The 13,125-nt window shown below is 48.8% G+C and carries 9 protein-coding genes and 12 tRNA genes; all 21 read right to left on the bottom strand.

The genetic code is table 11. The features are described 5' to 3' along the window. Nucleotides 1-12: 12 nt before the first annotated feature. Nucleotides 13-1,305 (bottom strand): MFS transporter, encoded by a 1,293-nt coding sequence (locus tag DFP97_RS10465; RefSeq protein ID WP_220271145.1) that lies wholly within the window; start codon nucleotides 1,303-1,305, stop codon nucleotides 13-15. 123 nt (nucleotides 1,306-1,428) lie between these two features. After that, a complete protein-coding gene (locus DFP97_RS10460) occupies nucleotides 1,429-2,151 on the bottom strand; it encodes an isochorismatase family protein (RefSeq protein ID WP_114379953.1) in 723 nt (240 codons plus the stop codon). 189 nt (nucleotides 2,152-2,340) lie between these two features. Beyond that, on the bottom strand, nucleotides 2,341-2,970 hold the full coding sequence (locus tag DFP97_RS10455) for a zf-HC2 domain-containing protein (protein ID WP_114379952.1): 630 nt from the start codon (nucleotides 2,968-2,970) through the stop codon (nucleotides 2,341-2,343). 109 nt (nucleotides 2,971-3,079) lie between these two features. Beyond that, nucleotides 3,080-3,646, bottom strand: coding sequence for an RNA polymerase sigma factor SigW (gene sigW, locus DFP97_RS10450; protein WP_114379951.1), 567 nt, complete (start codon nucleotides 3,644-3,646; stop codon nucleotides 3,080-3,082). Nucleotides 3,647-3,648: 2 nt separating this feature from the next. Beyond that, nucleotides 3,649-4,572 (bottom strand): EamA family transporter, encoded by a 924-nt coding sequence (locus DFP97_RS10445; protein ID WP_114379950.1) that lies wholly within the window; start codon nucleotides 4,570-4,572, stop codon nucleotides 3,649-3,651. A gap of 181 nt (nucleotides 4,573-4,753) precedes the next feature. After that, a complete protein-coding gene (locus DFP97_RS10440; RefSeq protein ID WP_245976092.1) occupies nucleotides 4,754-5,884 on the bottom strand; it encodes a S1C family serine protease in 1,131 nt (376 codons plus the stop codon). 183 nt (nucleotides 5,885-6,067) lie between these two features. Next, the gene (gene ppc, locus DFP97_RS10435) at nucleotides 6,068-8,872 is read right to left on the bottom strand and encodes a phosphoenolpyruvate carboxylase (protein WP_114379948.1); all 2,805 of its coding nucleotides are present in this window, start codon (nucleotides 8,870-8,872) and stop codon (nucleotides 6,068-6,070) included. 235 nt (nucleotides 8,873-9,107) lie between these two features. Beyond that, a tRNA-Gly gene (locus DFP97_RS10430) sits at nucleotides 9,108-9,181 on the bottom strand. Nucleotides 9,182-9,193: 12 nt separating this feature from the next. Continuing rightward, a tRNA-Pro gene (locus tag DFP97_RS10425) sits at nucleotides 9,194-9,270 on the bottom strand. Nucleotides 9,271-9,304: 34 nt separating this feature from the next. Then, nucleotides 9,305-9,381 (bottom strand) — tRNA-Arg (locus DFP97_RS10420). A 6-nt stretch (nucleotides 9,382-9,387) separates the two neighbouring features. Then, nucleotides 9,388-9,462, bottom strand: a tRNA-Gly gene (locus tag DFP97_RS10415). A gap of 216 nt (nucleotides 9,463-9,678) precedes the next feature. Then, the gene (locus DFP97_RS10410) at nucleotides 9,679-10,536 is read right to left on the bottom strand and encodes an ABC transporter ATP-binding protein (RefSeq protein WP_114379947.1); all 858 of its coding nucleotides are present in this window, start codon (nucleotides 10,534-10,536) and stop codon (nucleotides 9,679-9,681) included. A 204-nt stretch (nucleotides 10,537-10,740) separates the two neighbouring features. Further along, nucleotides 10,741-11,661: a helix-turn-helix transcriptional regulator gene (locus DFP97_RS10405; protein WP_114379946.1), complete on the bottom strand. Its 921-nt coding sequence runs from the start codon at nucleotides 11,659-11,661 to the stop codon at nucleotides 10,741-10,743. Nucleotides 11,662-12,153: 492 nt separating this feature from the next. Continuing rightward, a tRNA-Leu gene (locus DFP97_RS10400) sits at nucleotides 12,154-12,236 on the bottom strand. Nucleotides 12,237-12,297: 61 nt separating this feature from the next. Further along, nucleotides 12,298-12,380: transfer RNA gene (locus DFP97_RS10395), tRNA-Leu, on the bottom strand. A gap of 22 nt (nucleotides 12,381-12,402) precedes the next feature. Then, nucleotides 12,403-12,478 (bottom strand) — tRNA-Lys (locus DFP97_RS10390). Between the two features lie 10 nt (nucleotides 12,479-12,488). Further along, nucleotides 12,489-12,563, bottom strand: a tRNA-Gln gene (locus DFP97_RS10385). A 9-nt stretch (nucleotides 12,564-12,572) separates the two neighbouring features. Then, nucleotides 12,573-12,648, bottom strand: a tRNA-Val gene (locus tag DFP97_RS10380). An 8-nt stretch (nucleotides 12,649-12,656) separates the two neighbouring features. Further along, nucleotides 12,657-12,731 (bottom strand) — tRNA-Glu (locus DFP97_RS10375). A gap of 39 nt (nucleotides 12,732-12,770) precedes the next feature. Further along, a tRNA-Thr gene (locus tag DFP97_RS10370) sits at nucleotides 12,771-12,846 on the bottom strand. 4 nt (nucleotides 12,847-12,850) lie between these two features. Continuing rightward, nucleotides 12,851-12,926: transfer RNA gene (locus DFP97_RS10365), tRNA-Asn, on the bottom strand. Nucleotides 12,927-13,125 lie beyond the last annotated feature (199 nt).

The following is a 13,125-nucleotide window of genomic DNA, read 5'->3' as shown; positions in this document are numbered from 1 at the left end:
CAGCTTCATACCTTAGCCTGATTCCCGAACGCCCTGCCGGCTGTTCTTCCCAGCGATCGAACCGCCCATGCTCGTATTCCGTGACATCCGGTGCGTTATGCCAGCCAAGGCAATCAGGCCGATTCCGAATACGCCAAACCCTAAAGCAATGCCAATTGTGCCGGACAACAAGCCGAACACCAGCGGGTTCGCGACCTGAACGAGCCGATTGGACATCGTGCGAAGGCTCATCCCCATTCCCTGCTCATGCTTCTCCACATTGCGGGCAACCATGATTAGCGCCATCGGCTGATTGACGCCGGTGCAAATTCCCCATGAGAATAACAATATAATAATCATCCACAGCGGCGGCTGCAGCGCCAGAACAAGGAGGCAGAAAGCACCGAGCAGAATGCTGCCGATCATCATATAATGGTGACCGAGCAGGCGGAGCAGCAGGCCGATGAATGGGCGAATTAACAGAGAAGCCGCGCCCGAAATTGAAAGAATACTTCCGATTTTCGTATTGCTCAAGTTTTGTGCCGCCAAATATAACGGGACAAAAGTGCCCTTCACATCGACAAGCACGAATAATACAGCATTAAGAAAAATGGCCATGTAAAACGGACGGTTTCCCTTCAATAAGAGATAACCGCTGCTATAACTGCGCCAGAAATGAAACGGCGCCTCCTCCCTAGCTCTGGGCATTGCGGAGTTCATGCCGTTATTCTCCTCCAATTTCATTGCCTTCAAGGTATCACCTTCAGCTTCGATGGATATTTCCAGCTTGGCCGGCAGAAATAGCGCAAGCAGTCCCGATACGAGCGATAAGACGGTAAAGCTGGCATATACGCTCGTATAGGAGCCAAAATCAGCCAACAGCCCACCAAGCAGCGGGCCAGTAAACTGGGCAATGGAATTGGCGAAAGCGAAGTTTGGAAGCAGCCGTTCTCTGCCTCCGGCGGCACCTTCTCCATCCGATGTGATGGCAGCGGAAGCCTGTAGAGCTCCCCAGCTCAATAAGCTGCCGAGGCCGAGCATAACTTGTCCGCCAAGAATTGGCCATAATAACGACAGGGAGCCGCCAAGCCAGTAGAGAACACCGCTTGCCAGCATAAGCGCTGAGCCGGACAGCACCGATCTGCGCACACCAATGCGATCGATTATGCTGCCGGCCGGCATCGCGAATAAGACGGGAATGATGGCGCCAAGCGCCATTATAAGGCCAATAAGAGCAGTTGTATAGCCTGCGGACTCGAAGTAAAGCGCAACCATCGGACGAAGCATGCTGAATCCGATCCAATACATAATTGCCGAAACGAACAATATGAGGATGCCGCCTCTTAGCCTGATACTTTTCATAATCATCCGTATGTAGCGAAGAAAGGAGCGCACCCATCCCCATTCAGGATGCAAGCACGCTCCTTTCTTCAAGCTCTTTCCGGAAAATCAAGCTGATACGGTCTGCTCGTTCCGGCTGCCGATCATATCGAAGTATTGAGTGGCATAACTCAAATCGATGACATCGGCATACTTCTGATGCATGTCGTACAAGTTCATGTAATGGGATGCTTGGGTGCGATCAAACACACATTCCTGAACGACGCCCATCTTGAACCGGTAAGTTGCTCCATCGACGACAGAAGCGCGAACACAGCCGCTTGTCGTTTCGCCACATGCGATAACTGTATCAATACCCAGACTAACTAATTGAAATAGTAATGGAGTTCCATGAAACGCGCTGGCGGCTGCTTTTTCGATGACGAGCTCACCCGATAGCGGCTTGACCTCATCGATAATTTCACGGCCCAAGCGTATGCTTTCCTCAGTCAGCTTGGAGACATCACGCCGTTTCTTGCCGCCCCGCGACCAACTGTTCACGCCGGTATGCAGCCCTTTCACATGAATGACAGGTATGCCATTCTTACGGGCAGATGCAAGCAGGGTAACCGTGTGGTCAACCGCTTCCCAGCCTTCTAGCCCGGTGCTCATCGGCCAGGTCTGAACCGATTCCATAATCGGCAGCCGTTCGAAACCAAGCACACTGTAGTAGATGTCAATCAGCACCAGAGCCGGCGTTGCTCCAAATCCGGCAAGCTCCTTCTTGCCAAGCAGCTCATCATGAGCCTTGTCTTGCTCGGTCATAAAATCGTACCAGCTTAACTTTGACATTTAACATCCCTCCGAATCGATTAGGTTCATGTAAATCGTAATCGACACAGTAGGGACTGTAAATGTGCGGTTTTGAATGGACAATTCCATTATTTGAATGATAGCGGATTCATGGCACTTAAAAAAAATCGGGCGGTTAGCCCGATGTGAATACCATTGAACGCGTCCAACCAAGGGAGGCCGCTTTCATTAACCGCCAAAAGTTTGCGTCACCTTATACCAGAACCAATCAAGCGCCTGATCAATCGTTCGGCTCTGCCCTGCTATATGGCCTGTGGAAGCTAAGTTAAGTGAACCGTCAATAACGGTTACGTTGCCGTCTACCTCGCCCTTCACTTCAGCTCTTCCATTCTCGACCGTCAAATTTCCGGTTAAATGTGCGCCTTCCGGTACGATAACCGTATTGCCTTCTATAATGACCTGCTGAAGGTCCTCGCCTGCTACGATCAGCTTGGAATCCTCCTCCCACATGGTAAAGAAGCTGCCCAGCATCACGAGTGCAAACACCGCAGCCGCGGTAACGCCCGGGTAACGATAAATAAATCGGACAATACCGTTCCGCTGCTTGCTCTTCTGCTTCGGCAGCTGCTGCATGATCCGCTGTGTCAACTGCTCTGATGCTTTCTGGTCATATTCCGCTGCTGGCTTAATGGCTTCTAAAGTCAGGAACGCCGCTGCGTCCGTCATCTCAAGCTGTTCAAACCGACTCCGGCAAGCAGGACAGGAAAGCAAATGAGATTTTAACGTAACGATATCTTCACGCGGCAGCTCGCCGTCCAAATAGTCATGCATCCATACGATGGCGACGTTGCAATTCATAGCAGCCAGTCCTTTCTTTCAATTGCTCGCGCATAAGTTCTATTCTCGCTATAGGATACGTTCAGAATCAAAGGATGTTTCACTTTTTTTCGCTGATACTTTCTTCCAGCTACAATTTGTGTTCAAGCTTCTTGCGCAAAAATTCCCGGCCGCGATGCACGCGTGTCTTAATCGTTGTCACGGGCATGTCCAGCACATCGCCAATCTCCTGCAGCGATAAATCCTGCATATAACGAAGTGTCATCACAGTCTTGTACTTCGGGGGCAGCGAGGCTATCGCCGTATGAATAATCCGCTGCGTATCCGACAAAAGCAGCTCCGATTCAGGCGTCCGATTATCACTGGGAATCATCGAATAGCCGTCTAGTCCCTCGTGATCTGTCGAATCAGCGTCAAGCGAATAGGTCGGCTTGCGCTTACGCAGCCGATCGATGCACAGATTAGTGGCAATGCGGTAGATCCACGTCGAAAATTTCAACGTATCATCGTACCTGTCCAAATTTTTGTATACGCGAAGAAAGGTGTCCTGTACAACATCCTCCGCTTCCTGCCGGTTGTTCAGCATCCGATATGCCATATGAAAGAGCTTATCCTGATATAAGTCCACAAGCTCAGCAAATGCCTGCTGATTGCCATTGAGCGCTAATCGCGCCAGGCGTGCTTCCAATACATTCACCTTTACTCCTCCAAACCTTCCGTTCGTTCGGCTGAACGCCTACTCGCATGCTCCGCAAGCATGATGCCTGCAAGGATAAGAACGATCCCGATTATCATTCCAGCGCTGAGCTTCTCACCGATAATAAGCCAAGCGCATAACGCCGCTACAGGCAGCTCCATTGCTCCCAGTAAGGAAGCGAGCCCGCTTCCGATCTTTGGAATACCTGCGTTAAAGCAAATAGCCGGAATGACGCTGCCTAATAAGGCTAAAGCGGTCCCCCACCCGAGAAGCGTCCATTCATTATCACCTGCCCATGCCCTCGAGCCGTAAAGCAGCGCGATCACGATGAAGCCGAACGTCATCATCATTGCAGATTTCATGACCGGATCATACTCTGCCTTCAATCTGCCCGTTAAAAATAAAAATAAGCTGTATGTAACAGCTGATGCCAAGCCATACCCTACTCCAGCAATATCGATCTTAGTAAAGCTATCCTGCTCAAAAAGCCCGACAGCAAGCAGCGTGCCTGCCATTACGACGACGATTGCGACCAGCTGATGTCCTACCGGCCACCGTCTAAACCATAAACATTCTAGCAAAATCGTAATCCACATGAACTGAAAAAGCAAGACAATTGAAAAAGAGGCTTCCAATTTTTGCAAAGCCAAATTATAAAATACAGTCGTCATACATAAGCCGAATATGCCGACTACGGCTAGCATAAGCCATGTTCCCCGCTGAAAAGGATTTCTCCACAGCTTTGGTCGCAGCAGCACGAACATCCAAAGCAGCACAACGCTGATACCGACCTGGTGCACCGTAATTTGCTCGAAGCTGAATCCCGCATCGTACGCGAGCTTAATAATCGGTGACAATATGCCATAGCTGGCCGCTCCGAACAAGACGATAAACACCGACACCCAATAAGCCGATGATTGTTTCATTGAAGCCGACCTCCCGCGAGTGCAAACCATTCTGCCCATTATAAACGTTTGTTTTGAAGTCGGCAAACGACTTTGGACCAGCATACGGTTCGACCTTGGGCCAGGAAGCGCTTTGGCTTGATAAAAAACAAGCCTGGAAGCTGCTTAGCCTCCAGACCTTCTGTGATTTTATAAAACGATATTATAAAGAATTTGCCTTCAGCTGATCCAATACTTCCGTAATCGTCGATGTAGGAATCGCGAATCCGATACCCTGCGCTTCGGAGTTGACCGCCGTATTTATACCGATGACTTCGCCGCTCTCATTAAGAAGCGGTCCACCCGAGTTGCCGGGATTGATCGAAGCGTCTGTTTGCAGCAAATGTTCATACTCATGATTGCCTTGCTCATCCGCTATCGTAATTGGACGTTCCTTCGCGCTGAGCACGCCCATCGTAAGCGTCTGGTCGAAGCCGTACGGATTGCCGATTGCGATAACCCAATCACCAATTTGCGTCCCGTCAGAGCTTCCGAGCGTGAGCGAATGAAACTCCTTACCGTCAGGGCTTTCTACTTTGAGCACGGCCAAATCCAGCTCATAGCTCGATCCAAGCACCTGTGCGGTCAGCGGCTCATCATACCCTTGAACGGAGACCTGAAGCTCTTCCGCATCTGCAATAACATGCTCATTGGTCAATATATAGCCGTCGTTCTCGAAGAAAAACCCTGTTCCCGAACCCATTAGCTCCAGATTCCCGCTGCTTTGCTCATCCGTTTGCTGCTGCTCCTCCTGCTGCCCCCCACCGCCGAAAAACTGACGGAAGGCCGGATCATCCATCATTGAATTCGATCTGACAGGCTCCGCGTACGTTTCAATTTTTACAACCGCAGGGCTTGCCTCCTCATATATTGCTGCGATACCGTCGCTTGTGCTGAGTGAAGCCGTCGATAGCCCCGCATTGTCATTTGCGTCATTGCTGACAACGCTGCCGGTGCTCTGGACCGGTTGTCCGCTGCCGCTGAACAGATTGTTTTTGTCCGCCATATAAGAGAAGCCGCCGATGACGACTGCGCCTATTAGGAACGACGCAAGCATCGTTCTTGCCGAGTTGCGGCTGTTTCGTTTAGACAATTTACTGCCGCCCATCGAAGGCTTCAGCATGTCCATATGCATGCCAAGCTCCTTCTCATACGATGCTCTTAAATCGGATGTATTCATTCTTGATTCGTAAGTATAAGTTGTGACAGGTGTCGGGTTAGCTGAAGCAGTAGTATTTGTAGTTGTATCATAAGAGCCGTTGTCTGCTGAAGTGCGTTTGTTCTCCTCGTTCATTTCAATCATCCTTTCAATTGTGGTATCATGCGGTGTCTGTTTCTCATGTACCTATCATGCAGGATGTACCTTAAACAAAACTTAAGCGGATTTAAAATGAACATAAGAAAAATGCCAGCCACGGTATAATCACCATGACTGGCATTTCTATTGACATAGCTGCCTACCGGCAGCTTATTGTTATTAACCTGTATTCCGCAGACCCGCTGCAATGCCGTTAATCGTTAGAAGCACCTCGCGGAGCAACTCCGGATCATCCTCATCGTTGTCACGCAATGCGCGAAGCTCGGTCAGCAGCTGCACTTGCATGTAGCTGAGCGGATCGACGTACGGATTACGCAAACGGATCGATTCTTGGATGACTGGAACATTATCCAAAATCTCAGCCTGACCGGTAATGCTCAGTATGAGCTCGGACGTTAACTTATATTCTTGTTCGATTTGCTCGAAAATGCGGTCGCGGATCGTTTTGTCCTTTATCATGTCCGCATATTCCTTCGCAATTAGCAGATCTGCCTTCGCCAAAGCCATTTGCAGGTTGTCGATGAGCGAACGGAAGAACGGGAATTTCTCGTACATCGTTCTGAGCGTCTCCATTTTACCTTCGTCTTCGCCCACGTATTGCTTAAGCGCCGTGCCTGCCGCATACCATGCCGGTAGCAAGTAGCGGCTTTGTGTCCATGCGAATACCCAAGGAATCGCACGCAAATCTTCAAAGCGGTCGCTGTTCTTCCGCTTCGACGGACGGGAACCGATGTTCAGCTCACCCACCTCAGGCAGCGGTGTTGATTCTTTGAAGTAAGTCAAGAAATCCGGATCGCGGAAAATAAGATCCTGATACTTCTCAAGCGCCGTCTCGGAAATGGAACGTGCAATCTCATCCCATTCCGCTTCAGCCTGGAGCGCCTGCTCCGGATATTTCGCCAGACGTGCGGCTGTAATGAGTGCCCATGTCGCTTGTTCCAAGCTGCGGTAGGCTATACCTTGCATTGAATAGCGCGAGGAAAGCACTTCGCCCTGCTCCGTTATTTTAATTCCACCGCCAATCGTGTGCGGAGGTTGCGCCAAAATACTGCGGTTAAGCGGCATTCCGCCGCGGCCAAGCGCTCCGCCGCGACCGTGGAAAAACTTCAGCTTTACATCATATGCTTTGCCGGCAGCTGTAATTTCGTTCAGCGCCACGCGAAGCTCCCAGTTAGCCGTAACGACTCCGCCATCTTTATTACTGTCAGAATAGCCGAGCATAATCTCGTGAAGGTTGCCTCTGGCCTCAACCGCTTTGCGGTAGATCGGAAGCTCGAAGAGCTCCTTCATAATGGCTGGGGCCGCATGAAGATCATCAATCGTCTCAAACAGAGGTACCGACTGCAGCGTGCAACGCACCGTACCATCCGACTCCTGACGGAACAAGCCGACTTCCTTCGCGAATACCATAACCTCAAGCATATCGCTTGCCGCTTGAGTCATACTGATCAGATAACTGGAAATACAGTTCACGCCAAACTCTTGCTGAGCGCGGTAAATCGTATGGTATACATTCAGGCACTCGCGCGTTGAATCTGTATAATCCAAATGACCCGACGTAAGCGGGCGGGGATCCTTCAGCAAACGGTGAAGCAGATCAGTCTTCTCGTCCTCGGAGAGGGAAGCGTAGTCTGCAACGACGTTCATTTTCGCTAAAATTTCAGCCATTGCATTTTCATGCTCTTGGCTGTGCTGACGTACGTCTAATGCCATGAGGTGGAAGCCGAACAGTTCGACTTGTCGTATAAACTTCGCTACATTCGTATCCGCCACGTAATCGGCATAGTGATGACGCAAACTGCGGTCAATGACGAGTAAATCCTCACGCAGCTCGTTCGGATGGTTATAGCGCATAGACGAGCCCTTGAGCGTCTCATCACGGGTATTCGCCAGCTTCTCCAGCATGAAACCAAGCTTAATGCGGTAAGGCTCCTTCGCATTTCTCCACAAGTCGACACATTTCAGTTCTACGTGCTCACGATCCGATTGAATCGACTCCGCCAGCTCCTTCGATACCTCAACAAGGTTCGTGCTGAAGCTGAGCAATCCCATTAGCTCGTTAAGCTTTTCCTCATACTTCTGAATCGCAAGCTGCCGATGCAGCGTAAGCGTCTCCCATGTTACTTTCGACGTTACGGACGGATTGCCGTCGCGATCGCCGCCGATCCAGGAGCCGAAGCGCAAGTAGTCTGGCACATGCCACTTCTCATCCGGGTAATATTTGCTCAGGCAGCGCTCAAGCTCTTCATATACGCTTGGCAGCACCTCGAACAACGTTTCATCAAAATAGTACAGTCCGTTCCGTACTTCGTCGATAACCGTAGGTTTGCGATCGCGAAGCTCGTCCGTTTGCCACAAAATAAGAACCTCATTCATGAGCTTCTCACGCAGCTTCTCACGCTCGCGGTACGTAAGCGTCGGGTTGTCCAACTCCATAACATCTTCCGCAATACGTTTATGAATATCAAGCACCGCACGGCGTGTTGCTTCCGTCGGGTGCGCGGTCATAACAAGCTCAAGTGAGATGTTGCTCAAAATATCCTGCACGTCGCCGATTTCGATGCCGCGTTCCTTTAAATCTTGAACCGCATTTTCGATGGAGCCACGCTGTACCGCTTCGCCGGCCGAAACCTCATAATCGCGTTTCCGTCTAATCCGGTGATTTTGCTCGGCAATATTGACAAGCTGAAAATAAATGGCGAATGCCCGTATCACTTGGTGACGAATTTCCGGGCTTAGAGTTGATACGGTTAATTTGAATTGTTCAAATAGCTCCGGTACAAATTCAGCGCGGAGCGCTTTGCTTTGCTCGCGGATTTGTTCAACAATATCGAGCAGCTCACGGCCGCCTTGATGTACGAGTACTTCGCCGAGAATGTTTCCTAGAAAGCGGACATCCCGCCGCAGCAAATTGTTTGCTTGCGGACGATTTGTCGTCAAAGTCGATGCAGATTGATCCGACATACTGTTCCTCCTCAAAAGCTTGCGAATGCAAACTTACCTCGTAAGCATGATCTTAGTTAGTAAGAGCATGAGCTGTTAACGTTTTTTTCACTTCTACCATCATACTACAAAATGCAACAGGGTTGAAGCCCCGATCCTTTCGATATTCACTTTGTCAGCGTTATTGTTTCCGTCATAGAGCATCAAACATACAACAAAAAAGACCCTGAGTATCAAGGTCTTGTCGATTACGTTATGGAGCGGGTGATGGGAATCGAACCCACGCTATTAGCTTGGAAGGCTAAAGTTCTACCATTGAACTACACCCGCAAAAAATATAAGTGGTCGGGACGACACGATTTGAACATGCGACCCCCTGGTCCCAAACCAGGTGCTCTACCAAGCTGAGCTACGTCCCGAGGAGTAAATAAAGTGCGATAACTAAAGCAATAATGGCGTGCCCTAAGAGATTCGAACTCCTGACCTTTTGATTCGTAGTCAAACGCTCTATCCAGCTGAGCTAAGGGCACACATTATGGAGCGGAAGACGGGAATCGAACCCGCGACCCTCGCCTTGGCAAGGCGATGCTCTACCGCTGAGCCACTTCCGCACGTTACTTTCATCAGCCGTTCGTGATGTTTATCATTGCGGCGACAAGTAATAATATATCATCCCTGAAAACAAAATGCAACTGTTTTTCGAAAAAAATATTAAATTATTTTTTAATGCCTTAAAAACGGTTGTCTGTAGGGGCGATAGCTCATTATTTATTAAGTTAATCTCATTTTAAAACTGCATCAATTGCTACCATTAATAATTAGTGAGGTTAAGCGCCTGCTGCTGTCAAAGCCTCTTCTTGCATCTGACGGCTGTTCAGCGCTGCTTTATCTGCTGCCGGCTGGCCAGCGAGCGCGAAAGGCAGACAAAGCGGTACACCCGTGCGCGGATCCTGCACGATGTCTGCTTCGATATTAAACACTTCGCGCATAATATCAGGTGTAATCACTTCCACAGGGGAGCCTTCGCCGACTACATCGCCCTTCTTTATGGCTATCATGTGATGCGCGTATCGCGAAGCATGATTTAAATCGTGTACAACCATGACAACGGTACGATTATTGCTTTCGTTCAGCTTTTGCAGTAAATGAAGAACTTCTAGCTGATGGGCCATATCGAGAAACGTCGTTGGCTCGTCAAGAAACAAAATGTCAGTCTCTTGAGCCAGCGCCATCGCAATCCATGCCCGTTGACGTTGTCCGCCTGACAACTGGTCAACAGGACGCTCTGCGAAATCAGCCATGCCTGTAGCTTCTACTGCCCACTGCACGATGCTGCGGTCTTCCTTGCTCATAGAACCGAAGCCCTTTAGGTAAGGAAACCGTCCATAGGACACAAGCTCAGCAACCGTTAGCCCGTCTGGTGCGGTTGGATTTTGCGGCAAAATCGCCAGCTGCTTTCCCACTTCCTTCGTCGACTGCTTGTGAATGGATTTCCCGTCCAGAAGTACGTTGCCCTTCGATGGGTTCATAATCCGAGCCATTGTCTTCAAAATCGTCGATTTACCGGAGCCGTTCGCTCCTACGAGTGCCGTAATTTTACCTTGAGGTATAGCAATGTTTAAGTTTTGGACGATTAGACGATCATTATAAGCAATATCGAGGTTCGAAGTCGTTAAACGAATCATTTGACATGCACGCTCCTTCCGCTAACTGATAGCAGTCACCTTCTATATTTATATAACCAATATGTCTATAGACCAGAAAATTGAGAACCGTTATCAATACCGTTTTAATGATAATCGTTCTCATAAAAAATGTCAACGGCTATATAACTGCATCCAACCGCGGAATTGGGCCTAAATGCTCTCAATCTGCACTTACTAACTGAGTTATTCATCATACAATCTCGAGATAGCCGCAAGATGATTTCGCAATTGGAAGACCATCTCCTGCGGTTCGATAAGCTTCACTTCCGTACCGTAGCTGAGCACCTGCTTCAAGACAGCTTCCTTCGTGAAGTAGCGGGCGGTTACCTTCATCGAACCGTCTTCCTCGACTTCGATTTGACTAGGATCGAATACATCCCTTACTCTTGTTTTCATGGAAGCTTTAAAGCGCAGCACAGTCTCTACCTGCGGCTCTGCGTCCTGCTGTACCCATTTGTTCGGAGAATCCTCGAGCTCCATATTACGGCGGATAAACGTCTCTTGTAGTTGCTGAAGATGATTTATCCTTGATAATCGGAACACACGCAAATCCAATCGTGTCAAACAATAACCCCATACATACCAAGCATAACCCTTTATGTATATAGCCATCGGCTCGATTGTTCTTCTCGTCTCTTGCCCGTGAAAATCCATATATTCGAACGATAATAAGCGATTCTCCTTGATGGTTGCGTGCAGCAATCGGATCTTTTCTTTCTCCGCGGGTGTCGATAACCATTGCAGGTCCATGCTTAGAGCAGCTTTTTGATCTGACTTTGCCGGTATTAAGGCGCCTATACGGTCGAGCAGCCCTGCGACATCCTGATTATCAGCGGCCGATTGAATTCCCCGGAGAGCTGAATAAATGGATGCAAAATCATCAAGAGACAGACTCTGCCTTTCCAATCGATAGCCCTCCATTATTTCGTATCCGCCGTCCTGCCCTGCAAATGAAGCAATTGGAATACCAGCTTGGTTGATTGACTCCATATCCCTGTATATCGTGCGCAAAGATACCTCGAACCGCTCAGCCAATTCGGCGGCGCCTACCCTCTTAGTATTCAATAAAGCCATCGTAATGGAAAGAAGTCGGTCCAGCTTCAACAATCACTACCTCCAAGTCATTTCACTTTTTTTCATTATAACATTTATCTGCTGACATCTTGCTGCCAATTGTCGTCCTTTGTAAGAAAATCAATCCCCTCGAATGATGAATGCGATTCCTTCCACGCCTTAAATAATAAGGGACTTTACTTTTCATCCAATAAAGGTTTAATGTTGCGATTTAAAGCGGATTGATTTCATTGCTTACATTCATTCCACGAACGGACATTATGGGCGTTATATTGCTTATAAGCAATGGGAGTATAAGTGATAGCAGTAAAAATAGGTGTTATTGCGAGGGAAATTGATTTTTATAAGTTTAAAACCAAACAATAAGACCAAAACTTTCCTCTAATCTTTCATAGTGGATATTATGCCGAATGTTTAACGCATTAGAGATAAATTATATGTCTTGGTGCAATAGGCGTGCTTAAGGGGAAAAGAAAAATAAACAACAAAAAACCCTTGTTCGCCAAGGGTTTTCTCATGGTATGGTGCGCGTAGAGGGACTTGAACCCCCACGGTCGCCCGCTAGATCCTAAGTCTAGTGCGTCTGCCAATTCCGCCATACGCGCGTGGGTTAAACGTGTAATTCTAGGTAATGCGTGTTGCGATAAATACTTACTAAAAGAAGTATGGTGCGCGTAGAGGGACTTGAACCCCCACGGTCGCCCGCCAGATCCTAAGTCTGGTGCGTCTGCCAATTCCGCCATACGCGCATGTGTGAAGCAATAAATAAAATGGTGAGTCATGTAGGATTCGAACCTACGACACCCTGATTAAAAGTCAGGTGCTCTACCAACTGAGCTAATGACTCATAATATAAATGGCTGGGGATTCAGGGATCGAACCTGAGAATGACGGAGTCAAAGTCCGTTGCCTTACCGCTTGGCTAATCCCCAGCAGCGATATGGTGGAGGATGACGGGATCGAACCGCCGACCCTCTGCTTGTAAGGCAGATGCTCTCCCAGCTGAGCTAATCCTCCAAAACTAATGGTGACCCGTAGGGGATTCGAACCCCTGTTACCTCCGTGAAAGGGAGGTGTCTTAACCCCTTGACCAACGGGCCATGCTAAAATTATTGTTTTCCTTACAGTTGAAAGTATTCTGGAGCTCTCAACCGGGATCGAACCGGTGACCTCATCCTTACCATGGATGCACTCTACCTACTGAGCTATGAGAGCAAAATGGCTCCCCGAACAGGACTCGAACCTGTGACAACTCGATTAACAGTCGAGTGCTCTACCAACTGAGCTATCAGGGAACATTGCACTTTTGGGTTGAAATGTCTCCAAGAGCTTCAACTGCAAAAGAGGCACGGTTGAAAACCAAGGCATATTGCGCCTTGAAAACTGGATACGAAAGAAGTTGCTGCTGAACTTTAGCTGTTTGTCTGCCGGATGTATGGGTCCAGGCAAACGGTTTTAGGATAAGCCCTCGACCGATTAGTATTCGTCAGCTGC

It is taken from the genome of Paenibacillus prosopidis (assembly GCF_003337375.1).
In the GTDB taxonomy this organism is placed as follows: Bacteria; Bacillota; Bacilli; order Paenibacillales; family Paenibacillaceae; genus Pristimantibacillus; species Pristimantibacillus prosopidis.
This window is presented reverse-complemented; position numbering and strand designations above follow the sequence as displayed.

Coding starts and splice junctions, on each gene's coding strand:
- DFP97_RS10410 (WP_114379947.1), bottom strand. CDS start 10,536: ATGATTCGTTTAACGACTTCGAACCTCGATATTGCTTATAATGATCGT.
- DFP97_RS10445 (WP_114379950.1), bottom strand. CDS start 4,572: ATGAAACAATCATCGGCTTATTGGGTGTCGGTGTTTATCGTCTTGTTC.
- DFP97_RS10460 (WP_114379953.1), bottom strand. CDS start 2,151: ATGTCAAAGTTAAGCTGGTACGATTTTATGACCGAGCAAGACAAGGCT.
- DFP97_RS10440 (WP_245976092.1), bottom strand. CDS start 5,884: ATGAACGAGGAGAACAAACGCACTTCAGCAGACAACGGCTCTTATGAT.
- ppc (WP_114379948.1), bottom strand. CDS start 8,872: ATGTCGGATCAATCTGCATCGACTTTGACGACAAATCGTCCGCAAGCA.
- DFP97_RS10455 (WP_114379952.1), bottom strand. CDS start 2,970: ATGAATTGCAACGTCGCCATCGTATGGATGCATGACTATTTGGACGGC.